At 34.5% G+C, this 24934-nt stretch carries 24 protein-coding genes and 1 tRNA gene; 11 read left to right on the top strand and 14 right to left on the bottom strand.

Annotated elements, in window-relative coordinates; genetic code table 11:
• Positions 1 to 137: 137 nt before the first annotated feature.
• From AC806_RS03100 to AC806_RS03085, 4 genes are all read right to left on the bottom strand, one after another.
• Positions 138 to 1466: a C1 family peptidase gene (locus tag AC806_RS03100; protein WP_061841434.1), complete on the bottom strand. Its 1329-nt coding sequence runs from the start codon at positions 1464 to 1466 to the stop codon at positions 138 to 140.
• Positions 1467 to 1526: 60 nt separating this feature from the next.
• Positions 1527 to 2549 carry an acyltransferase family protein gene (locus AC806_RS03095; RefSeq protein ID WP_061841433.1) on the bottom strand — a complete coding sequence of 341 codons (1023 nt, stop codon included), beginning with the start codon at positions 2547 to 2549 and terminating at the stop codon, positions 1527 to 1529.
• 175 nt (positions 2550 to 2724) lie between these two features.
• A tRNA-Asn gene (locus tag AC806_RS03090) sits at positions 2725 to 2798 on the bottom strand.
• Between the two features lie 293 nt (positions 2799 to 3091).
• Entirely contained in the window at positions 3092 to 3997 is a 906-nt protein-coding gene (locus tag AC806_RS03085; protein WP_061840894.1) for a glycine betaine ABC transporter substrate-binding protein, read from the bottom strand.
• 446 nt (positions 3998 to 4443) lie between these two features.
• On the opposite strand from AC806_RS03085, the gene AC806_RS03075 reads away from it, so the two are divergent.
• Together AC806_RS03075 and AC806_RS03070 are read left to right on the top strand one after the other, a co-directional pair.
• Positions 4444 to 4974, top strand: coding sequence for a GNAT family N-acetyltransferase (locus tag AC806_RS03075; RefSeq protein ID WP_069028747.1), 531 nt, complete (start codon positions 4444 to 4446; stop codon positions 4972 to 4974).
• 98 nt (positions 4975 to 5072) lie between these two features.
• A complete protein-coding gene (locus tag AC806_RS03070) occupies positions 5073 to 5483 on the top strand; it encodes a GNAT family N-acetyltransferase (RefSeq protein ID WP_231960506.1) in 411 nt (136 codons plus the stop codon).
• Positions 5484 to 5792: 309 nt separating this feature from the next.
• Here AC806_RS03070 and AC806_RS03065 read toward each other — a convergent pair whose 3' ends face one another.
• The 3 genes from AC806_RS03065 to AC806_RS03055 form a co-directional block, all read right to left on the bottom strand.
• Complete coding sequence (locus tag AC806_RS03065; RefSeq protein ID WP_069028746.1) at positions 5793 to 6974, bottom strand: SAM-dependent methyltransferase; 1182 nt, start codon at positions 6972 to 6974, stop codon at positions 5793 to 5795.
• A 456-nt stretch (positions 6975 to 7430) separates the two neighbouring features.
• Positions 7431 to 8141, bottom strand: a complete 711-nt coding sequence (locus AC806_RS03060; RefSeq protein ID WP_061840875.1) for an ABC transporter permease — start codon at positions 8139 to 8141, stop codon at positions 7431 to 7433.
• The gene (locus AC806_RS03055) at positions 8138 to 8893 is read right to left on the bottom strand and encodes an ABC transporter ATP-binding protein (RefSeq protein WP_061840874.1); all 756 of its coding nucleotides are present in this window, start codon (positions 8891 to 8893) and stop codon (positions 8138 to 8140) included. Before AC806_RS03055 ends, AC806_RS03060 begins: the two co-directional genes overlap by 4 nt.
• Before the next feature lie 151 nt (positions 8894 to 9044).
• On the opposite strand from AC806_RS03055, the gene AC806_RS03050 reads away from it, so the two are divergent.
• Complete coding sequence (locus AC806_RS03050; RefSeq protein ID WP_061840873.1) at positions 9045 to 9749, top strand: response regulator transcription factor; 705 nt, start codon at positions 9045 to 9047, stop codon at positions 9747 to 9749.
• A 1-nt stretch (position 9750) separates the two neighbouring features.
• Complete coding sequence (locus tag AC806_RS03045; protein ID WP_061840872.1) at positions 9751 to 11163, top strand: sensor histidine kinase; 1413 nt, start codon at positions 9751 to 9753, stop codon at positions 11161 to 11163.
• A 168-nt stretch (positions 11164 to 11331) separates the two neighbouring features.
• On the opposite strand, the gene AC806_RS03040 is transcribed toward AC806_RS03045, so the two are convergent.
• On the bottom strand, positions 11332 to 12657 hold the full coding sequence (locus tag AC806_RS03040) for an aminotransferase-like domain-containing protein (protein WP_069029373.1): 1326 nt from the start codon (positions 12655 to 12657) through the stop codon (positions 11332 to 11334).
• A gap of 144 nt (positions 12658 to 12801) precedes the next feature.
• On the opposite strand from AC806_RS03040, the gene AC806_RS03035 reads away from it, so the two are divergent.
• The 5 genes from AC806_RS03035 to AC806_RS03020 all read left to right on the top strand — a co-directional run bounded on the left by AC806_RS03035 (position 12802) and on the right by AC806_RS03020 (position 17365).
• Positions 12802 to 13713, top strand: a complete 912-nt coding sequence (locus AC806_RS03035; protein ID WP_069028745.1) for a DMT family transporter — start codon at positions 12802 to 12804, stop codon at positions 13711 to 13713.
• A 799-nt stretch (positions 13714 to 14512) separates the two neighbouring features.
• Positions 14513 to 14617 carry a type I toxin-antitoxin system Fst family toxin gene (locus AC806_RS11845; protein ID WP_128973736.1) on the top strand — a complete coding sequence of 35 codons (105 nt, stop codon included), beginning with the start codon at positions 14513 to 14515 and terminating at the stop codon, positions 14615 to 14617.
• 1074 nt (positions 14618 to 15691) lie between these two features.
• Positions 15692 to 16282 carry a TetR/AcrR family transcriptional regulator gene (locus AC806_RS03030; RefSeq protein WP_061840869.1) on the top strand — a complete coding sequence of 197 codons (591 nt, stop codon included), beginning with the start codon at positions 15692 to 15694 and terminating at the stop codon, positions 16280 to 16282.
• A 4-nt stretch (positions 16283 to 16286) separates the two neighbouring features.
• Positions 16287 to 16685, top strand: coding sequence for a cytidine deaminase family protein (locus AC806_RS03025; protein WP_069028744.1), 399 nt, complete (start codon positions 16287 to 16289; stop codon positions 16683 to 16685).
• A complete protein-coding gene (locus tag AC806_RS03020; RefSeq protein WP_061840867.1) occupies positions 16667 to 17365 on the top strand; it encodes an MBL fold metallo-hydrolase in 699 nt (232 codons plus the stop codon). The genes AC806_RS03025 and AC806_RS03020 overlap by 19 nt, the downstream gene beginning before the upstream one ends.
• Positions 17366 to 17553: 188 nt before the next feature.
• On the opposite strand, the gene AC806_RS03015 is transcribed toward AC806_RS03020, so the two are convergent.
• The 4 genes from AC806_RS03015 to AC806_RS03000 form a co-directional block, all read right to left on the bottom strand.
• Positions 17554 to 17973 (bottom strand): DUF2000 domain-containing protein, encoded by a 420-nt coding sequence (locus AC806_RS03015; RefSeq protein ID WP_061840866.1) that lies wholly within the window; start codon positions 17971 to 17973, stop codon positions 17554 to 17556.
• 11 nt (positions 17974 to 17984) lie between these two features.
• A complete protein-coding gene (locus AC806_RS03010) occupies positions 17985 to 18806 on the bottom strand; it encodes an AraC family transcriptional regulator (RefSeq protein ID WP_061840865.1) in 822 nt (273 codons plus the stop codon).
• A 122-nt stretch (positions 18807 to 18928) separates the two neighbouring features.
• The gene (locus AC806_RS03005) at positions 18929 to 19231 is read right to left on the bottom strand and encodes an aldo/keto reductase (RefSeq protein WP_061840864.1); all 303 of its coding nucleotides are present in this window, start codon (positions 19229 to 19231) and stop codon (positions 18929 to 18931) included.
• A 186-nt stretch (positions 19232 to 19417) separates the two neighbouring features.
• Positions 19418 to 20110, bottom strand: a complete 693-nt coding sequence (locus tag AC806_RS03000) for an ArsR/SmtB family transcription factor (RefSeq protein WP_061840863.1) — start codon at positions 20108 to 20110, stop codon at positions 19418 to 19420.
• Between the two features lie 102 nt (positions 20111 to 20212).
• Between AC806_RS03000 and AC806_RS02995 the strand changes: the two genes are divergently transcribed.
• Positions 20213 to 21586 carry an MFS transporter gene (locus tag AC806_RS02995; protein ID WP_061840862.1) on the top strand — a complete coding sequence of 458 codons (1374 nt, stop codon included), beginning with the start codon at positions 20213 to 20215 and terminating at the stop codon, positions 21584 to 21586.
• A gap of 127 nt (positions 21587 to 21713) precedes the next feature.
• Here AC806_RS02995 and AC806_RS02990 read toward each other — a convergent pair whose 3' ends face one another.
• Both AC806_RS02990 and AC806_RS02985 read right to left on the bottom strand, forming a co-directional pair.
• On the bottom strand, positions 21714 to 21911 hold the full coding sequence (locus tag AC806_RS02990) for an MmcQ/YjbR family DNA-binding protein (RefSeq protein ID WP_061840861.1): 198 nt from the start codon (positions 21909 to 21911) through the stop codon (positions 21714 to 21716).
• A gap of 171 nt (positions 21912 to 22082) precedes the next feature.
• A complete protein-coding gene (locus AC806_RS02985; protein WP_061840860.1) occupies positions 22083 to 22673 on the bottom strand; it encodes a type 1 glutamine amidotransferase family protein in 591 nt (196 codons plus the stop codon).
• A 344-nt stretch (positions 22674 to 23017) separates the two neighbouring features.
• Here AC806_RS02985 and AC806_RS02980 point away from each other — a divergent pair, with 344 nt between their 5' ends.
• A complete protein-coding gene (locus AC806_RS02980) occupies positions 23018 to 24877 on the top strand; it encodes a heavy metal translocating P-type ATPase (protein ID WP_061840859.1) in 1860 nt (619 codons plus the stop codon).
• Positions 24878 to 24934 lie beyond the last annotated feature (57 nt).

Genomic DNA, 24934 nt, shown 5'->3' with positions numbered 1-24934 from the left:
GAAATTTTAAAAGTTCGTATCTACCGTCGAAAAAATTATACCTGTGTAACAAAAAAACAACAGGCAAGTCTCTTAGAAATTTTAAATAAACTCTAAAAAACTTGCCCCCTTTTTAATTCGATATACTATAAAAGTTGTTACGCCAATGCACCCATAGGATCCCATGGTGCTAAAACAGTTGGCTCTTTTTCATAGGCTTTTAATTGTTCAGCAGTCAATAAATCTTTTCTGACAACAATTTGATAAGTGTATTCGTCCATCCAAGCATCGCTTGCTACAAAGAATCCCTTATCACCGACTTTATCGCCCCAGCTGTTTTCAACCTTCCATTTCGTAGATTGATCATCGACAATATCTACACCGGTTAATACCATTGCATGGGTCATTAAACTTTCACCATAGTCTAAACGCTGTGCTTTTGTAGTCGTAAAGTCAATATCAAATAACTCGTTCATGTCATAAGTATCAAGTGACATGATACCGTTTTGTCTATTCGAAGATTGACCTACATCACAACCAAACCAAACAGATTCACCTTGTTCTAATTGTGCAATCGCTAATTTTTTAAAGGTATCCATATCAAGATTTAAATACTTCACTTGTTTACCACCTACGACATTACCTAACATTTCTACTGTGTAAGATTGATTATAAGGTTTGTCCTCTGTCGGTGCGTTGATAATAGGAACATAGTTATTTAAATCTACCCCTACGTATTTATCATAAAAGGATTTCGGTGTTAAATCACGATCAATATGGTATTCCTTATTTTCATCACGATATTCAAAATCAAAAGTAGTCGGCGGTGTGCCCAATGAAATAGCTAAAATATTATACACTTCTTGTAGCATATCCTCTCTGCTAGCTTGAATATCATTTTCAGAAGCACCATCAGCTACTAATTGACGTAAGATTGCTGCATCTTTGCGAAGTTTTTTGTTCAAATAATTATTCAAATCACGAGAGTTCGATGAATTACTACTTTCAGGCATCGCTGCTTTAGGGACAACACCATACTTATCAAAAAGTGAAACCATCATATCCCATTGTCCACCATCTTGTTGCGGTGTTTCTAACAAAAAGGCTACTTTACGACTTGTTACTTCTTGGTCGGCTGTCGCTAAAATATTTTCATAAAAATAATTGGACTTTTCATACTTATCCCAAAAGTTCGTATAATTTTGAGATAATTCAAAGTCTTTTAAGTCAAAATTATCTAAAATTTTATGACGAAAAGTATTAAGCGCCGCAAACATCCAGCAACGACCTGATTGCTTTTGGTTAGACACATTTCCTGTTTTTAAATCAATTGAAAATACAGGCACATTATTGCTTTGGGCCACGATATTTTCCGCTGAATTGGTAATACCATTTTTAACTACAGCATTTTGTACAGCTTGTTGTTTTTCATTTTCTTTAAATTCTGCAGCAAATTTTGCTGTTAATTCATTTGTTATTTCAGCCATTTTTTCATCTCCTTTTAAAACTTACTTATCTATTCTACTCTTTCCCTTTAGTAAAGACAACTACGACTCGTTGTAAGTTGGTTTGTTCTTATTCTTATTTCCCAAAAAGTAACGTTCAATTTTATTATAAACTTTTCCTACAGGTTCGCTTGCAAGCACAGTCGTCAGCAAAATGCTGGCTAGAGCTAATACGATAAAACCAGGAAAACCTAAATGGATATTTTCTAAATCAAAAGCACGCATTCCTCTTATAAAGAAACCATGTAAAAGATAAGCAATTAATGTATATTTCCCTTCTTTAGTGTAACTAGTTTCTCTAGTCGGTACCAAAGAGAAGAAAGCTAGCATACCTATAATTGCCAACATAAAGGTAACAATACGTACTAAAAATCCCCATTCTGGGAAATTCAAGAAGTCATCGTAAGGCTTTGAACCAAAGAACATATATTTATTTACTTCATTCAAGTAGTTCACTAAAGCATAAATAACAACAAAACCAACTGCAAATAGCTTTTTATACTTAAAGTTTTTAAACCAATCGAAAAAACCTTTAGGAAGATAATAACCAATAATAAAAAACGGCAAGAAAACAGCTGTACGCTGTAAAGTCAGCTCTCGGCCAATAAATGGTGTATAGCCGACAAGTAAACTAATTAATATGCTGATAGTGATACCAGCTGTTGGACGTATTCTTCTGAAAAAATACAAAGAAATCTGCCAAAAAAAAGAACTGATCAAAAACCACAGTGACCAATTGGGAACGTCAAGTTGAAAAGTAAAGTGTTCCTCTGCTCCTGATAAACGATTAAAAAGCGAATATAACCATTGAAAGAATATATAAGGTACAATAAACTTTTGAAAATTCGTTGCTACAGGCGCTTTTTTTTGTGGGTCAAATGATTTTGCAAAAAAACCTGAAATAAAAATAAAAGCTGGCATATGAAAAGCAAAAATCGTATAATACAAATCATGATTCCATTGTTCATTTTCAATAAAAGGTTGCATCATATGTCCAAAAACCACTAAGATCATTAATAAAAATTTGGCATTATCAAAATAAGGATCCCGTTTTTTCTCTGCCATATAACTCAATCACCAACTTCTCTACAAACTATTTGCCATTATATTTGTATTATACCTGAAGATTATTGCAATTTAATTGCATTTTTATGAAAAAACATCAAAAATTTTAACGACGAATTAAATAAAACCTAAAAAAAAAACAGCGTCCAAAATTCTGGGCACTGTTTGTTAAATACTCCGGCAGTAGGACTCGAACCTACGACATCATGATTAACAGTCATGCGCTACTACCAACTGAGCTATGCCGGAATGATAGGAGTCTAATCATCTTCAATAAAAAACAAGAAACAGGAGTAAAACAGTTTAGAATTAAATGACTTCTTTCATTTCCATTGCTTTTCTCTCCTTTACTGAATAATTAATTCTGGCATGCGATTGAGCTATGTCGGAATCTCTACATTGATAATATAACAAATTACTTTTTAAACGGCAAGTTATAGGCTTTGCTAATTTAACAGAATCAAGGGAACAAAAAAGACCTTTCGTTTTATTGTCCCCCCATTTATAACAACTTTATTCTTTTATAGATTGTCTTAGCAGAACTATTCTTTCGGTTCCAGATCTTCAATAGAATCAATATCCATATATTCAGGAACCACAAAACCGTTTTGTAATCCTTCTAAATTTGAACCCAAATCAACAACTTCGTCTTCGTGTTTATCATACAAGTGGCCTTGTGTCACTGGCAACGCTGGAGCAACACTTGCATCTGCACTATCACCAGCGATACTTTCGAATAAAATAGCGGGATCTACTTCCGTAACTGTAACATCATAGCCGTAATCACTTAATACTTGTTCCATCACGGCTGCAGATGCTTGCTCTGCTTCCCAAGGCATAGTAACAAGTTCAATTTCTTCACCATTTACTTCTTCTACATTCTCAGTCCACTCTGCCACTTTATCTTGATTATCTTCCATCCAATCAGAAGCAGCTGTTTCGACATCCGAGTTTTCTGCTTCATACATTATTTCTTCCACATCATCCAATTCCCAATTAAAGGCATCGAGTATTTCATAAGCACTGGGCATATCCTCTTCTAAACCTAAACGTGTAATCGTATGAGCCGCTTCAGAATCTCCCATGGTATTTTGCGGGTCATCCAACATTTTTAAATCATATTCGATAAACATATGATGGGGCACCCAGCCGGTAAAAACGATGGGTTCTTCATTTTTTATTGCATCATCTAATTGTGCAAGCATTCCTGCGGTTGAACTTTCTTCAAGATTCCATCCAGCAAGATTATCATAACTATCGATTGTATCATAAGAAACTTCCGTAATACCTGCTCCAGGTTCAATCCCTGTAATTGTATAATCCACTTCCTCACTATAGTTAATATCATCTTGAGCCTCAGTAGAATTTTCTGTCTCTCCATTATCACAAGCAGCAAGTAAAAAAACAGAAGATACTCCCAATATCAACAAAGTTTTTAATTTATTCACAAAACGCAACACCTTTCCATACTATTATTTGTTACTACCCTTTTAGATAGATTTAAATCGAGTCTTACATTTTTAGGACTTCTTTATCATCAGATCCATCGGGTTTAACATCATAACCCCCTTGTGTTAGCGATAACAAAACTTTCAAAAATAATTGTCTTACTGAAGCCATTCTTATTCTTAGTGGATCCGAATTTTTGCTTTCACCACCTCCATCAACTAAGCAACATAAACCTTTTATATTACTTGGTATAATTTTAAAAGTTTTGAAAGTTTCAAATTTGCAGCGCCACAATAATGCACCTTTTTCGCGTTCACATACTATTCAACTTAACACAAAGAATAAATATAAGCAAAATACCGTTGTATAGCTTTATTTTTTTGGCAAGAATTAGTAGAATGAATAAGTAAAATGAACAAAAGGTTGTTAGATAAAGGAGTAAATAATGGTTACATTAAAAACAATTGAACCCACAGATTACCAAACTGTAGACAGCTTAATTCGCAAAGCATTTACGAATACTGAAGAAGGTTACGGAAACGAAGCAGAACTAGCTGCTAATTTACGAAAAGATGCCACTTACCAAAATTATCTCGAAATAGTTGCTTTAAAAGATAATACTATTGTCGGCTATGGACTTTTAAGTGAAGTAGGCGTTTACGAAGATAGCATCCTGCTTAGTACAGGGCTCTGCCTAGCACCACTTGCTGTTCTACCAGAAATGCAAAAGCAAGGAATTGGCGCTATGCTGTTAGAAGAACTAGAAATACGAGCTAAAAAGGAAAATTACCCTTTTATCAGTATCTTAGGTCATCCTGCATATTATTCAAAATTTGGTTATCAATTAGCCAGTCATTTTAATATACAAGCACCTTTCCCTGTTCCTGATGATGCCTATTTTGTTAAAGAATTATATCCGGCCAGCTTAAAAAATGTAGAAGGGACAGTTTGTTATTTAGATGCATTTAACGAGTAACGTTTACGGTAGTGGAGGTGACGAAAATAGCAATTAAACTCATACCTGCATACGAATATCCCTACGAAATAAACAAGTTATTTAGCGAATATACTCATATGTTGGTAACACAAAATGAAGAAATGAAAAACTATCTAACAATCCAAAATTATAGTGGAGAACTAGAAAATTTGGAAAGAATATATGGCTTACCAGAAGGTCGTTTATATTTGGCTTACTATGACAGTAAACTAGCTGGCTGTATAGGATTAAAAAAGCTGGATAACCATTATTGTGAAATGAAACGATTGTATGTGCGTCCTGTTTTTAGGAGAAAACACGTAGGCGCGCATTTAATTGAAAAAATTATTGAAGATGCACGCCAAATCGGTTACAAGCATATCCTTTTAGACACGCTGCCTTCTTTAAAAGCAGCTGTTGTAAATTATAAAAAACATGGTTTCTATGAAATAGAAAACTATAATGATAATCCAATCGAAAATTCTATTTATATGCAACTTGACCTATAAAAAAGTAGCTAGACAATTTATTTTGCCTAGCTACTTTTTGTGTACAGTTCTGCTCTCCATTATTGAACAAAGGTACGCCAAAGTTTTATTCAATTGATGAATAATGAATAAAGAAATCCAAAGACCTATTCAACTTTTACTCAATGAATAAAAGAATTGATGGTATGCTCACCATAAATAGGACAATAAAAAATGGAAATCCTAATTTATGGAGGGAAGAAGCATGCGAAGTAAAGAAGTAAGCGAGGAAAAACGTTATCCAAAAGCAAAAACAAATAAACCTTTAGACCATCTTTTTCTTATTTCTACTTAGGAATTTTCATACATATAATCCCTCGTCATTGGTAGACCATAGCCGCTCGTACCATTGACTAGTAGGTATTGCATAACATCAATATTGCCTGCTTCAAAAGAAGCTGCACAAGCTTGCAAATACAATGACCACATACGTGAGAATGGTTCACCATATCGATCAACAACCGTATCAATATGTTCTAAATAATTTTGATACCAAATTTCAAGTGTTTTTTGATAATGACGTCTTAATGGTTCAAGATCTGTCAATTGTAAACCTGCGTTCATAATATTTGTCAAGTTTTCGGCAACATTTGGAATATATCCACCTGGAAAGATATATTTAGAAAGAAATGGATCGCTACCTACGCCCTCATGCTGACCAGTAATCCCATGAATCAACGCACGGCCATTAGGAACAAGTAGTTTTTGTACTTGTTCAAAATATTTTGGAAGATTTTCTTTACCCACGTGTTCAAACATACCAATAGATGTTGCGTAGTCAAATTTTTCTTCAACTTCACGATAATCTTCTAAATAAACGTCCACTTGACCTTCTAGGCCTCTAGTTTTAATTTCTTCTTTCACTTGGTCGTACTGTTCTTGACTTAAGGTAATCCCAGTAGCTTTAAGTCCAAATTCTTCAGCTGCCATAAAAAGTACAGAGCCCCAGCCACAACCAATATCTACTAAAGTTTTTCCGCGTTCCGGGTTTAATTTTGTTAAAACATGACGCACTTTATTTTTTTGTGCTTGTTCAAGCGTATCATTTTCATCTTTAAAGTAAGCACAAGAATAAGTCATCGTTTTATCTAACCACAGACGATAGAAATCATTACCGATATCATAATGGCTTTGCACATCTTCTTTGGAATTTTTTTCTGAATGAGAAATTTTAGGTAAAAACTTCAAAAATCCACTGTTATCTGTTACAAAGCTGTTTACGCTTCGATAAGCAGAAGCAACAAGTTCTTGTAGATCACCCTTTACCTCAATATCGCCGTTCATGTACGCTTCACCTAAAGTTAATGTAGGAAGTGAAGTTAGCTCTTTAATAGAGATCGCCTTTTTTAATTGGATCACAGTTTCAGGCGTGCCTTCGCCATAAACTTCGCTTGTTCCGTCCCAGTACTCTACCTTTACTGGAATATCAAAAGCATGACCTAAAAGCTTATCATACGTTTTCTCTTCTAACATTAAAAACACTCCACCTTTAAAATTTGTATTCTTGTTCTGCAAGTGTATACTTATATATTTTACAAAACTTTTTTATAATTTTGTAGTGAAAAGGTCGGTAAAAAAACGCTTTTCTTTTCAAATTTATTATTTGTTGATTATCAACAAATAAAAGTTACATGAACTAAGCATACAGTAACTGAAAGCAATAGAATAAATATAACATGATATTTTGTTATCGTAAATAAAACTGTCTTCCAGCAAAACACTCCTTTTGACAATCCCTAATAATTCACTTATATTCATAGTTAATTAGGCGATTGTAATAAACAAATTCTGAGTTAGCAATAAATAAGTTTAAATGATTAATAAGGTATCGTAATAACTGTTTGTGGACTCACCTTTGCTTGACTTTGGACCAAAGAATCTTAGAACGCTTAATTTTTTTGAATTCCACTCCTATAAGTGTCAGCATGTTCATCTTGTTCTCCTCCTAAACGTTATAATTAGTACTTCGATGAATGACAAAACCAAAACTTCCACAATCGCTGCGATAATTTTATACATTTCTTGATCGGTCTCAAATAATGTTTGAAAAGGTAAAGCAAATGGAAATAAGGAAAGTTCGAAGCTTTTTTGATAAATCATAGTCGCTAAAAAGACCGCAGTTACATTGATTCCAAGGCTCACCCAAATATTCTCGAATAATGACGCAATAACCAAAGCAAGAAAAACTGCTGGCAAGTGCATGAAGAAAAGATAGCCAAAATTTTTCATAAGTCCTATTCCAAAATTCTCATAAAAGTCAAACCATTGATAAGTAGCGACTATGATGGCAATCATCTCTAAAAAAAGAACAATGGTTGACAAGAAAGCTAGTAATAAGGCTTTATTAAAAAACAAGCTGCTCTCTTTAATAGGTAAAGTTTTCATCTTTTCCAAAGCATGTTCCGAGTATTCTATAGAATAAAGTAAGCAAGCCCCTGTGATGATCAAGAAGGAGTTTAACATCGCCAGCATCTGCCAATTCTCTGTCAGTAATTTTTCCATAGGTTCAACATTTGGCAAGTTCTGATCTGAGAGTATCAGCCTTAAGATAGGGATTGCAGCTGCGAGAAGCCCACCTAAGACAAACGCTAGCAATAATCCGGTTCGCTTGATTTTCTTGAATTCTAAGAAACAGTTCATGCCTTAATCCCCCTTCGGATATTATCTTCTTGAATTAACTGCAAGAAAGTATCTTCTAAGTTACCGTCTGTTCGATCCGATGGATGAAAGTTCGTTTTTAATTCATCAATGCTGCCTTCAAATAACAAGTTTCCCTGGTTTAGAATTCCAATCGTATCAGCAACTCTTTCGATTTCTGAGAGTAGATGAGACGAAAGAATAACTGTACATTGTAGTTTTTCCGGCAAAGTTTGAATGAGTGTCCGAATTTCATGTACACCCACTGGATCCAAGCCATTAGTTGGCTCATCTAAAATTAAAATCGCAGGTTTACCAATCAAAGCAATCGCTAAGCCAAGGCGCTGCTTCATTCCTAAAGAATATTTTTTGGCTTGTCGATCTTTCCATTTCACTAATCCTACAATAGACAACGCTTCTTCAATCGAAGTCTTGGGTAAGCCCAAAATTCGACGAATAATATCTAAATTTTCTTCTCCGGTTAAATTACCGTAAAAAGAAGGCGCCTCGATAAACGATCCGACTTCTCTTAAAATCTCATTACGATTTTGCGGATATTGCTTATGATTTATCGTAAAAGCTCCACCACTAGGTTGGGTAAGACCTAAAAACATTTTCATTAGCGTCGATTTTCCTGCGCCATTGGGCCCTAGTAGCCCGTAGACTTTTCCTTTAGGAACTTGAATATTCACCTTTGATACCGCCGTAAAATCAGCATAATTTTTACTTAAATTTTCTGTTACAATTACATTCATGGTTTGATTCCTCCTTTGTTACTTCGAGTTTACTGAATCAACCTTACATCCTCCTTCTCTTATCCTTACTTCTGCCTTACATTTTCACTGAATCAAACAAATTTTAAAGAAAATAAGCTACAATAAAAGTAACGTTAAAGAAGGTGGAAAAATGAACGAAGATTATCTAAAAGAGAAACGAATTTTGATTGTAGATGATGAACCGGAATTATTAGAAATGGTGGTTTCATTTTTAAAAGAAGAAGGTTTTAAACAAATTGACACGGCCAATACAGTAAAAAAAGCCGTCGAAGTTGTACAAAAGACGGCCCCTGATTTAGCGATTTTAGATGTCATGTTGCCTGATGGCGATGGTTTCTCATTAATGAAAGAATTAAAGCAGACAACAGATTTTGCGACTATTTTTTTAACTGCACGTGGAGAAGATACAGATCGGCTAACCGGATTAGGCTTGGGCGCAGATGATTATTTGGTAAAGCCTTTTTTACCCAAAGAATTAGTTTTTAGAGTTTTAGCTATTCTTAGGAGAACTTATAAAGAAGAACCTACTTTAGTGCAATTAAAAAACTGCCAGATCGACTTTGCTCGTGCCGAGATAATTAAAGAAGAAGAAACACTTTTTTTGACAGCAAAAGAACATGACTTGCTTAAAGCTTTGTACCGTAATGCTGGGCGTATTGTCACGATAGACGCTTTGTGTGAAGCTGCTTGGGGCGAAAATCCTTTTGGCTACGAAAATACCTTGATGGCACATATCCGACGGATTCGTCAAAAAATAGAAAAGCAGCCTTCTAATCCTGTTTCCCTGATTACGGTTAAAGGACTAGGTTACAAATTGATTGTGGAGGATTCTTGATATGAAAAGTGTACCGAAATTTATCAGTCGATCTATTGGTTTACTGGTTTTAAGCATCCTATTGTTACTCACAGCAAATGCCATTCTAGCTATCGTTATCTTCCATCAACAGTTTTCCGGAGAAGCTTCGTATAACAGCTCTCCTTACAAATACACGCAAAAAATAGCGAATCACTTTACAACAACTAATAATCACTATGAATTAGATGAATCCTATTTGGAAAAAATCGAAGCCGATCATGTGTGGGGAATTATTGTAGACGAAAAAAGTCAAAAAGTTGTGTGGCAGACAGATAATCTTCCGGAAAACATCCCGCAGACGTATTCTCTAGCTGATATTTCAGACCTAACATTAGGATATATCAAAGGGTATCCAACTTATACCGGTGAAGTCGACCAAGATCTGCTAATTCTTGGCTTTCCAAAGACAAGTTACTGGAAAATGATGACACCTAGCTGGAGTTATCGATTTATCGCCAATGTGCCACAAATCCTGCTAGTGGTTTTAACAGTCAACATCATTGTTATCTTGTTCATCTATCTTTGGTTTAGTGGAAGAATGGTCCGTTCTGTGGTTCCTCTTGTAGAAGGAATCAAAAACTTACCGACAGGACTGCATGAAAAAGTCCGTGAAAAAGGGCCCCTTTCAGAAGTGGCAGAAAACATCAACCAAACGTCAAAAGTTCTTGAAGAACAAGAAAAACAATTAAGCAAAAAAGAAGCAGCTCGAGCGGATTGGATTGCTGGAATCTCTCATGATATCCGCACCCCTCTTTCGATGATCGTAGGTTATGCTAGCCAGCTAACGGATCGTTCGTCGCTTTCAAAGCAAGAAAGAGGTCAAGCAAAAATTATTCTCACCCAAAGTCAGAAAATCAAGCAGCTGGTAGATGACCTAAATCTTTCTTCAAAATTAGAATACAGCATGCAGCCGATCCATTTAGCAAAAGTGAATATACTCTCCTTGGTGCGACAAGTCATTGTCGAGTTTATCAATAACAATCTGGACGAAAAATATCCTATAAAATGGCATTATGAAGAAGGTCTTGATAGATCTACCATCGAAGCAGATCAAAAATTATTACAACGAGCAATCACAAATCTAGTCCAAAATGCCATCGACCATAATCCCAACGGCTGTACGATTGATGTTGCAGTAAAAAAAGACCAAGAGAATGTTCGAATAATGATCGAAGATAATGGGGTGGGCGTTAGTGATAACCAGCTCACCGAACTAAACCATGCCTCACCGACTTTATTAAGCCAAGACGCTAAGCTTGAACAAGCTCATGGTTTAGGCTTACGGATCGTTCGTCAAATCATTGAGGTACACAAAGGAACGATCGCTTTTGAAGAAAACAAACAAGGCGGCTTTTCAGCCATTATCATAATCCCTGAAACACAGACTGGCTAAGCCCTCTTTTCTAGAAGAATACTTTTTCTATCCACAGTTTCACTGTCTATTTCTAAACTTTGTTTTGATAATTTACACAAAAAATGCCCCTCTCTTTTTTGAAACAAAGAAAGAGAGGGGGTATTTTTTTCACCTTCTATAAATAAATCTATCTAAGCAAAAAATTTTTTACAGCGTTTTACTGGCTTTAATCGCCTTGCGAATTTCTTGGAGTCCTTCATCGATTTTATCTACTGGAAGACTTGTGGTATTCAATTTCAGAAACTTTTGATTTTGAGTATAGCCAGTTAAGTAATTGCCCTTATAATTATCAACCCATACCCGCCGTCGAACCAACTCTTGATGTAGTTTATTCATATTCGTTTGTTTGGGCAGTTTGATGACTGTATGCATTTGGTTATTATCATTAAATGAATAAGCCGAAAAATATTTTTTTAATCCTTTTTGAAGTGCGTCAGCTTTTTGTTGATGTTTTAATACAATCTTATGTTTATGATGGGCATAGAGACCACTTTCGATAAATGTTTGCATAATGATCTGGCTTAAAGAATTTGTATGTATATCACTAATTTCTTTAAAACTTTGGAAATCATCAAGTAAACTTTCAGGAAGAACCGCTAATCCTAGACGTTGTCCAGGAAACATAATTTTGGAAAAACTCTTTAAATAAATCACCCGCTGATGAACGTCTAATTCAAAAAGCGTTTGATAGCGATTTCCTCCCTCAAAGTCTCCTAAGTAGTCATCTTCGATAATATAAAAGTCATATTTTTCTGATAAAGCTAGAACACTCTTTTTTTCTTGCTCAGTCATTGTTGTTCCCAGGGGGTTATGTAACCGCGGCATCAGATAGACAAAGTCAGGCCGTTCTTCTTGGATCACTTTTTCCAGTTCCTTGATTTGTATTTTATTCCAATCGCGACTATAAATGACATGATTCAATTGTAATCGTTCAATCAAATGCACCATCTGACTATAGGTTGGCTGTTCTATCAGAATAGATTTTTTTCTAGTCATGATGATCAAAGAAAGAATATGCAAAGCTTGCTGGGAACCACTGGTTATTATGATTCGTTCGTTTTTAGTATAAATTTGATCTTCTTCTAATAATTTCCGAAACAAATCCTTCAATTCCTCATTACCAGTTATAGCTCCATAAGTGAATAGCTCTGTCTTTTTATTTTGAATCGCAATTTCTAAACATTGCGAATAATTTTCCCAAGGGAAATCTGTCCAAGAAGTAGAGGCAGTAGAAAAGTCATAGCTATTTTCAACAGTAGCTTCTTTATGATTGTTAGAGAGAACAAAATAACCCACATTTGCTTTTGCATAAACTTGATTCATCGTTACTAAATGTTGTAAAGCGTGTGTTACGGTCGATTGACTTGCTCCAAAAACTTCCATCAACTTTCTAACCGGTGGTATCTGTTCTTCATATTCTCCCTCTTCAATAAGATGTAAAATCTGATGAGCAATCGACTGATATTTATACACCTGATTCCCTCCTTCTGTCTCCAGATTACCATAAAGCAACTTTAGGATAACTGATAGTTGATTTGTTTGTATCGATACAACAGGATAAATCATTTTTCTGTACATGTTTAATTTTCCTTATGATAAAACACAAGGAGGAAGCCTATGAAAAAAAATAATGCCCTATTAGCCGCCACAATTTTTTCTATTATTATTGGTTTGTCATTTATGTTTGTCAAAATCACTTTAACTTACGAAGGACAGCTACTCATATTAGCCCAACGTTTTACTTTTGCTTTTTTGGGTGTACTCGTATTTTGTGTAATAAAGCCCGTTTCGTTGCGGTTAAACCCAAGAGAAACCGCTCTTGTATTTCTCATTTCCTTGTTTTATCCGTTAATATTTTTTAGCAGCCAGATACTAGGACTTGATCATTCGACTGTTACAGAAGCGGGAATTATCCAAGCGATCGCTCCAGCCATAACCGTGTTACTTGCCAGTTTATTTCTAAAAGAACATATCCAAAAAATACAAGGAATCGGTATTTTTTTAAGTATTGCCGGCGTTATCTTTTTACAGTTAATGAGCCGTTCTGGAAACTATGAATTTCATCTGATAGGAAATTTACTGATTGTCGTATCTATTCTAGCAACAGCTGTTTATCAAATCATGTCAAGAAGCGTCACACAAAAAGTGTCCCCTCTACAAGTGACGATATATATTATTTTTGTGGGCTTTATCTTCTTTAATAGTATCTACTTCATCCAAAATGGATCATTAAATGAATACGCCCATTCTATGACAAAACTTCCTTATTTGTTATCCATTTTATTTTTAGGTGTCTTATCAACCGCTGGAACCTCTTTATTATCTATTTTTGCTGTATCAAAATTGCCCGTTATTCAAGTCAGTGTCTTTAATAACTTAGCTATTCTTATTACTATTTTATCAGGAATCATCATCTTAAACGAACCTTTTCATTACTATCATATTATAGGAGCGATTGTCATCATCTTAGGTGTTCTACTTGTAAATGCTCATAACCAGCCCCGTCGCATTTATGAAAAAAAGAAATGATTTGGCGCATTTCCTATTGATAAATGAAAGCTCATTTAAGGTTTCTTTTAAAGGTCAATGATTTATTATTCAAAAAAGTCCATTTCTTACAATTATACTCATTGTATCGATACAAACAGCATTTTATTTTCCTTAATCACCTTTTTCTTCTGCATAATGAGAATAAGTACATGTGGTATTAAAAAATTCTACAGGCATATAGCTCCCTAAATTGTTAATTAAAATATCAAAATCAGGAAATCATGCGATTGATTTCCCAATGCCTGAAGTTGAGCCAGTAATGAATGCTAATTTCCTTTTTAATTTCAAATCCATAGTATTATCATCCTGTGCTTCTTGATCTTTTCTTTTTGTTCATAATGGATTTTGGTTTCTTATATATTAGTATAAGCGCACTGATTATAAAAAATAAGTACGCATTATCAAGCCTAAAAAGTACCTAATGAATAAATAAAAGGGTAACTAAAGGAAAGGTTTTTAGATGGGTAACAAAATGACAAAATTAGCAAAAAGGTTAGAGGCTTATATCAAATATAGTCTTCTTTACCTATCTCACTCTCATCCCATTTCCCCATAGATCGTCATTGTCTTTGGAGTTCATATTGAGAGTCTACTTGCTTTTTTCTCACTTTTTTACAACCAACAAAAATATTACCATAACGAAGAGGACATAAAATTTTTTTCTTTCTAACTTTCATCTTGTTAAACTAATAACAAGTTCTTTTAAAACACTATAATAAAATTTAATAAACTATGCTATAATATTTTTTGGCAGCTTGCCTCAGAAGGGGGTGTTGTCTTGTTAGCAAAGATCTTTTCGTTAATCGTTGCACCTATTTTGGTAGGTTTAGCCATTGAGCTATTTTCTCACTGGTTGGAAGGGAAGGACAAAGAAGACGATTAACAACAAGTTGCCATCCAACTGCACACGTTAGTGATCATGTCTAACGTAAAAAAAACCAGCTCCTACTCGCAATAGGGCTGGTTTTTGTGCTGTCTTGCAGCAAAGATCTTTTCGCAAATTTATTATAGCATACTATTCTTAAAATATAAATAAATATATATATATTTATATTCATATTTAATCCTTCTTAAAATTTGAACAATCGCCCTATTCATGTTATCACCTCAACCAAAAGAAAACTATGCTTTTAATTTTACAGTTGATTTAATAAGCAGCATTAAAAAATTAATTAAAGAATTCATTTCAAAAACGAAGGCAACAAATTCATATATTATTTCAGTTATTTATTTAGGGTTGCATTTTAAGCCATCTGTCCTCTGAAAAGTACTTTAATATTAACCAAAACAATTCAACTCAAAAACTTTTTGAGTTACTATCTGAATCCATGATTAGGATCAGTATAGGTATACATCCGAGTAATGAGCCCGGTCACAGGATTAATTTCGAAGACATTGCACATGCAATTGTCTTTGATGATCTGTCCATTTGCTAATTCTCCGTACTCTCCCCCCTCTGCTACTATGCGATAATCTTGTACAGTAAAGATAAATTCTTCTTTTTTAAAAAATAATTGTTTGTTTACTTTTTCAAACGCTTGACGTCCATAAGAAACACCAAAATTCGAAAAAAGACTTCACACTTTTCATCAAACAAGTCCATAATTACTTCATAGCTTTTTGCTTCTACTGCTTCAAAATAAGCCATAGCAACTTTTTTAATATTTACGTCATCTTCAAATCTCCTCTATTAGTATAAGCAAAATACGAACTTACTAGTGTTTTATAAAAAAATACACTAATTGTATACATTTGTTAAGAATTATATTTTTAATAACTTAGATTTGCCTAATATCGTAGGAGTAAAAAATATACAAAGCACACTTTTTTTATGTGAAATTTTTAAATCCCCATAAACTATCTAAAATATATCCACTGCAATTGACTTACATATTATTATCTTTTAAAATGACTTTATGGTCATTTTTGACTAAATAGTCACCTGAAAGGAAATGTCATGTCAAAAGAAAAAAAGTTTCAATTACGAAATCAAAAAATTCTTACTACCGCAGAAAAAATTTTAAAAGAAAAAGGCTATTACTATTTTAAAATCAGTGATATATCTGAAAAATTAGAAATCGCAAAAGGAACCATTTATAACCACTACGATTCAAAAGAAGATCTACTTTTTGCTGTTATTTACCCAAAACTCCAAGAATTAAGAGATTCTTTACAAAAAATCTCACTTTCCGATCTGCCTTTTAAACAGCAAATTCAACAGGCCGTGCGAATTGCTTTAGAAAGCGATTATCATCAATTTTTAAAGCTCACTTATTCGGATATGGCCGTACTATTTCAAGAAAAAAGTCAAAAAGAAATGACGATTGTACAAGAGGAAATTATACAAGCATTCGAAAAAATTCTTGTTGTAGGCAACAATGAGGGCATTCTTAGAAAAGATTTATCGTTAACTTTTTTGAGTCATCAAATCCTTTCTATTTTAGATCCTTTATTAAACAGTTTAATGGTTGATTCTGGAAAAGTGGAAAAAGAGGATTTTATACAACAAACAACCAAAATATTACTATATGGAATGACGAAAGGATAAATTTATGGAAAATCAAAAACTTTATGAAATGACTTTAAATCAAATGAAACCTATCCAGCTTAGACAGCTAGGAACAGCCGGTCATGTTGCTTGTGCTTTAGAATCAATAGATGGAAATATTTATACGGGCATATGTATTGATATGCCTTGTTCCATCGGTTTATGTGCAGAACAATCAGCGATTGCAGAGATGTTAAAAAATGGAAAAACGCAAATCACTAAACTTATTGCTGTCTATGAAGACGGAAGTATTCTTCCCCCATGCGGAAGGTGTAGAGAATTTATTAGTCAATTAGATAATAATAATTATGAAACAAAAATACTACTACCAACATTGAGAGAAACATCGCTAAACAAACTACTTCCTGAAAGGTGGGATGATAAATGGAATTACGACAATTAACCGACCGCATCTTCTACTATCCCCATCAAACCGAAACGGACCGTCCAATGTTGGCTTATGTTCAAGGAGATAAATTATCACTTGCTATCGACGCCGGCAATTCCAGTGATCATGTTGCGGAATTTTACCAAACGCTACAAGCCAAGAAACTTAAATTGCCTGATCTAACTGCTATGACCCATTGGCATTGGGATCATACCTTTGGCATGCAGCAAATTCATGGTCTATCTATTGCTCATACTAAGACAAATCAACTTTTACAAATCGAAAAAGAAAAGATACAGGATAAGAAGTATGTACAATCATTGAAATTAGAAAATCCCTTTCTTGCAAAAGAATTTTCTGACGATAAAACGATTGAAATTGTTCCTTCTGATATTCAATTTGAAAATAAATTGAGTGTTTTACTTGGTAATTTAACCGCACAAATATTTCACACAGAATCGCCGCATTCATCAGATAGTACTTTGGTTTATATTCCTGAAGAAAAAATATTATTTTTAGGCGATGCAACGAGTGAAGATTTTGAAAACGACGGCTATATGGATCAAGAAAAATTGAAGTCACTGATAAAGGTAATTGAACAAACAGATTGTACTTACTGTATGCTAGGTCACGCACAACCGCTAGGAAAAATTGAATTAGTTGATTACTTAAAGTCAATCAATTCATTATCGTAATAGGTAAAAACAAAAGGACAGAAAGAATTTTAAATTTCTTTTTGTCCTTTTATTTAAAATATATTTTTCTATCCTATCCAAATAAACAATTCTCTAGCTCGATCACAATAGGTGTTACTCTACTATTTTTAGCTATCCCTTTAAATTTCCACTAATTTAAATAGAAAAACTTTGGTTGCTATAGCCAATCATTTCAACAATGATAAGTTCCCTGTTAATTTATTAATTATTTTTTTAGGCCCATACAAGCCAATGCCCATGTATTGTAAATCCGTAGCTTTCATTTGTTGAAACCTATCCATATATTCCTCATAGGTTTTACAAGATTGAGCAAGATTAGTGAAGTCTACCGTTTCAATATTTTGATAATCTTTTTGATAAAGTCTATTACGTAAGTCAAAAAGGTTTTTTCTATTTGATTTTAAAATTGGAACAGGAATGTAGATAATCCCTGAGTGTAAAAATTGGTCGCCATCAAGAGTGTCAGGACCTATTAATTCTGGATGTTTTTTTCCTAAACTCATTCCTAAAATGGCTGCAGTATTCGCAACTAGCCCTAAACTTAAAGCATCATCAATCAAAATAACGCATTTATTTTCAGTTGACATATCTTTCCTCCCTATTGTTTAAAAATACCTTGGTATTGTTTCGGAGTGATACCAATGAGTGATTTAAATACACGAGTAAAGTGACTTTGATCAGAAAAACCCACTTTTAAACTAATAGAAAGTAACTCTTTACCGTTAGATAACAATTCTTTGGCTTCCTTTATTCGAATTGTCTGTAAATACTGATACGGGGTAACACCAAAATATTTAGTAAAATAGCGAATAAGCGTGTATTTATTAAGATGACATCGCCTACTTAACTCTTCTAATGACACAGTAGAAGCGAAATTTTTTTCTAAATAGCTTTTAGCAAGAAGCAAATTTTCTTTTGAAGCTTCACTAAAAGCAATTTCCTCTATTTTAATATCGGCGGCATGGGCGATCAAAGCGTCGATAAAAAAATAAAGAAGTTCTTCTCTATTCAAATCATCTTTATTTTCCAATATCAATTGATGTAAGAGCAAAAAGAGTTCATCGATTTTAGGTAATTTCAAAATAGGCTTGGTAAATTTAACAAGTTCCTCTTTGCCTGTTATCGTTGTGATGATTTCTCTCATACGTTCAATTGAAACATTTATTGCTCGATAAGTTAAATCCAACGCCTCAACTTGTGTACATCCATGGCTATCAAAAGGATTAAACAACAGAAAGTCTCCTGGATTTACCTCATATTCCAACGTATTGCATGTTAAATTTCGTTTTCCTTTTTCGACAAAACCAATGACATAATAGTCATGAAAATGATTCGGAAAACTTTGAGAGACACCTTCAAAATAATACCCTTCTAGCTTTAACTGCTTGTCAAAATAAATTTCTCGAAAGTCTTTACTCATGTGATTTTGCTACCTCGCTTTTAAATTATCATAGCTACTGCTTTTTTTCTTGAATGATATTGACAATTACAATAAATATGAAAAAGAAGTATCAATTATTCTGGGAAGTCTCCCTTAACTTGCTATTTATCCATGGTTTCTATTTTGCCAAGTTTCGTCAATTCTTTTATTACCTCAGGGTTATGATGATCCATAAATAATGTTTGATGACTATCCAATTGGGCTAATTTTTCGAGTTCTTTTTGTTGGTAAAAGAGATGTAGTTCCACTTGGTTAATCGCAGGTGTAACTGTAGAGCATTCAGCTAAGTCAACAAGTCGATCGCTATAAAAATTACTTACGCCGATAGCCTGTATTTTGCCTTGTTGATGATATTCAGTCAGTAGCAGAAACGCGCTTGCATTTTCTAAATGAAAAACTGACACAATTTGATCAAATTCTTGATGGAAAGACAGCTGACGAACTCAACCCTATCTATTGGACAAATAAAAAAGAACAATTTATAAAAGAACGATTGGAAGAAAAACAATAAAAAACACACGAGTTGATTTGAGCCAACCTCCAAAGTTAGATTTTAAGTCTAGCTTCTGAGAATTGGCTCAAATTTTTTCCTATTCTTTTTCTGCAGGCTTAAATCCAAACTCATCGACAAAGCCCTGATGTCCTTGAGGCGTAACCCTCACAGAACGATGAATCGTCCCTTCTTCCAACCATTGCAAAGTAAGTAATTTTTTCGTTAACTGTAAAGCAAAGGGCCCCGCAATATGAAACTTGCGTTCCGTCCAGTCAACATGATAAGGAATCGTTTGTGTTAAAAACTTTTTTGTAGATGTTAGACCAAATTCTTGGGTCCACGCATATCCCTTCTGCGTTAATAAAGAGGAATTCCCTAAATCCTTAATATAGTCTAAATTGATCATCGCCTTGGTTAACTGAATGCCCAGATTTCCTGCTAGATAACCATAGCAAGTTCGTGCATAAGAGAGCGCCTTTTTATCTAAAGAATCTCTCATCGAACAAACTTCAATCTCAGGGGAAAGCGCAAGCATTCCTTCCACTACTTCTGCGACTTTTGGATTAGCAATATAATAATAACGATACTTCCCTGATTTCTGTTGGTTAAGAAAACCTGCCTTCATTAATTTTGCTAGGTGCTCACTTGTTGTTTGGGGAGATACTTTGACCATCTTAGCAATTTCACCTGCAGGTAAGGCTTTGCCATCGCTTAAAGCCACGAGTATTGCCATACGCGTCGGATGGCCAAACAGAGCGCTAGTGCTATAAAAGTTCTTATAAATAGACATACTCTCCCTCCTTGTCTTTTTTTAAGTATAGCATTTATATCATTCGGCGGAGGACGAAATATATCTTTGTTATAGTCAAATAATAGCAAAGGAGATGTTTTTATGAATGAGAAAATTATGAATGACAAAAAGCCACAACTCAGTCACGCCCTGACTTTTGTTGCTTGTATGGGAATGTTTTTATCCACCTTAGATACAGGGATTATGAACGTAGCACTGCCCTTTTTCACCCATTTTTTTAACACGCATGAGAATATTGCTGCAATGAGTGTTGTAGGTTACACAGTCAGCTTAGCCGCCGTTATTATGCCTTTAGGCAGTCTAAGTGATCGAATAGGCAAATTGAAAATTTCATTTTTCGGCTTTTTGTTATTTGGCATAAGTTCACTGTTATGCGGTTTAGCACCAAATATCCTCTTTCTAATTATTTTTAGAGTTTTTCAAGGAATTGGAGCTGCTGCCTTACAAGCGACTTCCTCTGCTTTGATTACTTCTTATGTAAAAAAAGAACAACTTAATAAAGCCTTAGGTACGTTGGGCATTGCCATTGGGTTAGGTCCTGTTTTAGGTCCATCTATCGGCGGAATGTTTCTATCCTTAGGTGCATGGCAATGGATTTTTTGGATCAATATTCCTTTAGTTTTAGTAACTTTATTTGTTAATCTCTTTTTATTAAAGCAAATCAAAAGCTCCCCAGTTAAAATCCATTCTTTCGATTATAAAGGAACCAGTTTATGCTTAACTGCCATTGTTTTGTTGCTTAGCGGATTAAATTTCATCGTTGAACCAAGTCAACTAGCCTTAGGAACAATCTTTATTCTGGGTGCAATAATTGTTTTCATTATGCTGATTAAAGTGGAAAAAAAGCAAAAAAATCCGCTTTTTCATTTACAAGATTATCGGAAAAGTAAAATCGCTTTAGATTTACTGGAAACAGCGCTTCTAGGATTTGCGACTTCAATGATTTTTCTGTTACCGCCTTTTTTACTCGAACAACTTTTACACATTAGTTCAGGGAAGACCGGCTTGTATGTATTAGGAGCGCCTATCGGATTGGTTGTATTTTCTAAAATCAGCGGCAATCTAAATGATGGAACAAAGCATCGACAATTTGTCAGAATTGGTTTATGGACGATGTTTATTTCCTTCCTACTGTTAGCACTCACTTCACAGTTATGGACACCAATTTTGGTCACTTCTTTGTTATTTATATACGGTGCAGGCGCTGGATCCTTTCAACCAGCCAATATTGCGCTTATCATGCAGTCATCTTCGCAAAAAATGCAAAGTGAGGTTGGTTCTTTACAACGGATGATTCAAAATATCGGAATCGCCATAAGCACCACCGTGGGCTCAGGCATTTTGATTTTACCCTTTTCATTAAGGACAAATCTGACGATCGGATGGGGGTTAACTACTAGCTTATTATTCATCACTCTTTTTACCCATTTGTTTATTAAAAGAGCCAAAAAATAAGTAAGGAAGAGCTTCTCGCAAAAGCTTTTAAAATAAATTTATCCCGAATACCAAGAATAAAAGGAATGTACAACAAAAAAGTGAAGTTAGGACTGTTTTGACATGTTCAACTTCCTTTTACTATTCATTAAACTTTTATCATATAAAAACTATCTTCAATTAATGCGAATAGTTCACCAACACTTACTTCACTCAGTAAAATTGTAACCCAATACTTTTTATCCATAAGATAGGCCGGTAGAAACTCATCTTTCATCACTAAAAGTTCAAGCAACGCTGAATTCAATTTAATATCTGTGATACCTAATTCTTCTTTTCCTTTCAATCACAAATTTTGCACCTGTTTATTTGACCACTCTGATTGTAAATAACATAGGAGGAAAAAACATTATTCTAACATAACTAATCCTTGTAAAGGGCGCTTATTATTTTGTGAACTATATGAGTTTAATTAGGTCTGAAGATAAAGAAAAACGGTCTTAATCAGACCGCAAAGCTACGAGAACGGATCTCCATATTTTTCAACATACCCATAATAGCCCATTTTATATAAATCAATTGTCTTCGTGATTTCTTTTGGTTCATCAAAACGAACCGCTTCTAAACACAGTTGGCTAAATTCTAACGGCGCAGTACCATTAGCTGTGATCAAGTTGCGGTCCCTTACCGCTTGCTCTTCACAAAAATCAGCCGCATTCGTATAACTTTCAAAATCTGTCCATAAAAATTGAGTGTTGCCTGTATGTTTGTATCCCTCTAAAAGGCCATTTTGTGCTAGAAAATCTACTGCCCCGCATATAGCACTAACAATATTTCCTTGTTTTAAATGATAAGTAACCAGTTTTACTATGCTTGAATTTGTAATTTCCCATGAATTACCACCTATTAAAACCAAAAGATCAATGTTTTGCGGAATATTTTCTATTAAGTAGTCTACATCTACTTGAAATCCACCAATGGAAGTAACTTTAGGTTTGATTGAAGCCGTCTTAACATTCCAAGTTGTATCACTGTTAAGTATACTAGCAATATATGAGGGTTCCCAATCAGCATATTCATCTAATAAAAATACTATGGCTTGTTTCATTAAACAATCGCCTCCGTTCCTTTATGTGAATAGTTTACCATTAAAAGAATAAATGACCAACTTATGCTCATTTTTTAAATTATTTAAAGTGTAACTCTAGTGAATCTCACACTTTTAAGAAAGTTTTTATAGTTACAAACGCTTAATACAACAACTGCAAGAATAAATAAATTAGTGAGTAAGCTTTTCAAAAGCCTTCCCTCGATCGCAATAAATATCCAGCTTAGTGGACTGTAGCAATTATTTTTGTTATACGTGTTAAAGTTTCATTTCTTGATAACCATCAATTTCTTTTTCGTTTTTTTTAGCTACACTGTAGTTGTTCAAAGAAAGGAGATGTAAAAATGAAGCTACAACAGTGGATTATGCAGCATAAGAATCATTTGACATTGATTAATGGTCTATTGATTCTTTTGGCTGGTGTTTCAAAATTTTTATTCACATGGATATTCGGTTATCAGCTTGCCATGCTGATTGCTTCTGTGATTGGTATGCTACCAATTTTTCTACAAGCTTATCAAGCATTAAGGGTAAAAGTTATCAGTATCGATTTATTAGTGAGTGTCGCCATTTTAGGCGCACTATTGATTGGTGAATATAATGAGTCAGCTATTGTCGCCTTTTTGTTTTTGTTTGGTAGTTTTTTAGAACAAAAAACGCTAGAGAAAACACGGACAGCCATTCACTCTTTAACTCAAATGGCCCCTAAAAGTGCGCTAAAGATCACAGACAATGGTCGCACAGAATCGGTTGACATTGATGATATTGATAAAGGAGATCATTTGTTAGTAAAAACAGACGCTCAAGTTCCTGTGGACGGTGTTATTGATGAAGGCGAGGGTTATTTAAATGAAGCCAGTGTAACCGGTGAATCGCAGCAAAGAAAAAAAGAAAAAGGCGACGATGTTTTTGCTGGAACTTTTTTAGATAATGGCACCTTAAAAATTGTCACAAAAAGAGTTGGCGAAGATACTACTTTTGGAAAGATTATCGAATTAGTGGAAGAAGCACAAGATAGTAAATCGAATGCAGAACGTTTTATCGATAAATTTGCCAAATATTACACACCAGCGGTCCTACTCTTAGCTTTTATTGTCGGGATTTTTTCTCAAGATGTTCGCTTAGCCATCACCATTTTAGTTTTAGGTTGTCCAGGCGCTTTAGTGATCGGTGTTCCTGTTTCAAATGTCGCAGGAATTGGAAGTGGTGCCAAAAGCGGCATTTTAATCAAAGGGGGCGAAGTGATCGACAAATTTAGCAAAGTAGATACTTTTGTCTTTGACAAAACAGGGACTTTAACCATGGGGAAACCCAGTGTGGCTGCCGTCAAAAATTATACTGATAATTTCACTGAAAGCTTAAAAATCACTGCTAGCATTGAAAGAGAGTCCGATCATCCATTAGGTCAGGCAATTGTCGATTATGCGAACGTTTCTAGTTATGTTTCTGTTGAGCAAACCAACGTGGTTAAAGGTCAAGGTATTATAGCAACTTTATCCGATAAGAAGGTGTTGATTGGAAACCAGTCATTAATGGTAGATCACCATGTCCCCCTCTCCAAATCTATCAAAAAAGACATTCATCAACTGCAATCTACGGGACATTCTTTAGTGATGGTTGCAATGAATGGTCGACTATCCTTATTAATAGGCATTAAAGATCAAATTCGGCCCGGTGCAAAAGAAACTCTTGCCCATTTAAAACAAACGGGCGTCAAAGAGCTCATCATGTTAACCGGCGACAACCAAGAGACTGCAGAAAATATTGCCCAAGAGCTAGGGATCACCAAAGTCTACGGCAACCTACTGCCAGAAAACAAGGCGGATTATATTCGTCAGTTACAAAAAGAGGGGCATCAAGTTGCTTTTGTCGGTGATGGCGTAAATGATAGTCCCTCCCTTGCTTTAAGTGATGTGGGAATAGCCATGGGCGGCGGAACAGAAGTTGCAATTGAGACCTCTGATGTTGTTTTGATACAATCAAATTTCGAAAGAATCGCCAAAGCTTACCATCTTACGAAAAAAATCGCCCTTAACATGCAAGAAAATATTATGATTGCACTTGCCACTGTCTTATTGCTGCTTATTGGTTTAATTTTCGGCTATATTTATATGGCAAGTGGGATGTTTGTTCACGAACTAAGTATTTTGATTGTCATTTTTAATGGGATGAGGCTCTTACTCGGTACGAAGAAAAAAGCATAAAAATTGATAGCTATCAATTTTTTCTCTGACAATCTATTTTAAACTAGCAATAGAAAT

It is taken from the genome of Tetragenococcus halophilus, assembly GCF_001712815.1.
GTDB classification, from domain to species: domain Bacteria; phylum Bacillota; class Bacilli; order Lactobacillales; family Enterococcaceae; genus Tetragenococcus; species Tetragenococcus halophilus.
The sequence above is the reverse complement of the archived record's forward strand: the minus strand, read 5'-3'. Positions and strand labels throughout refer to the sequence as shown.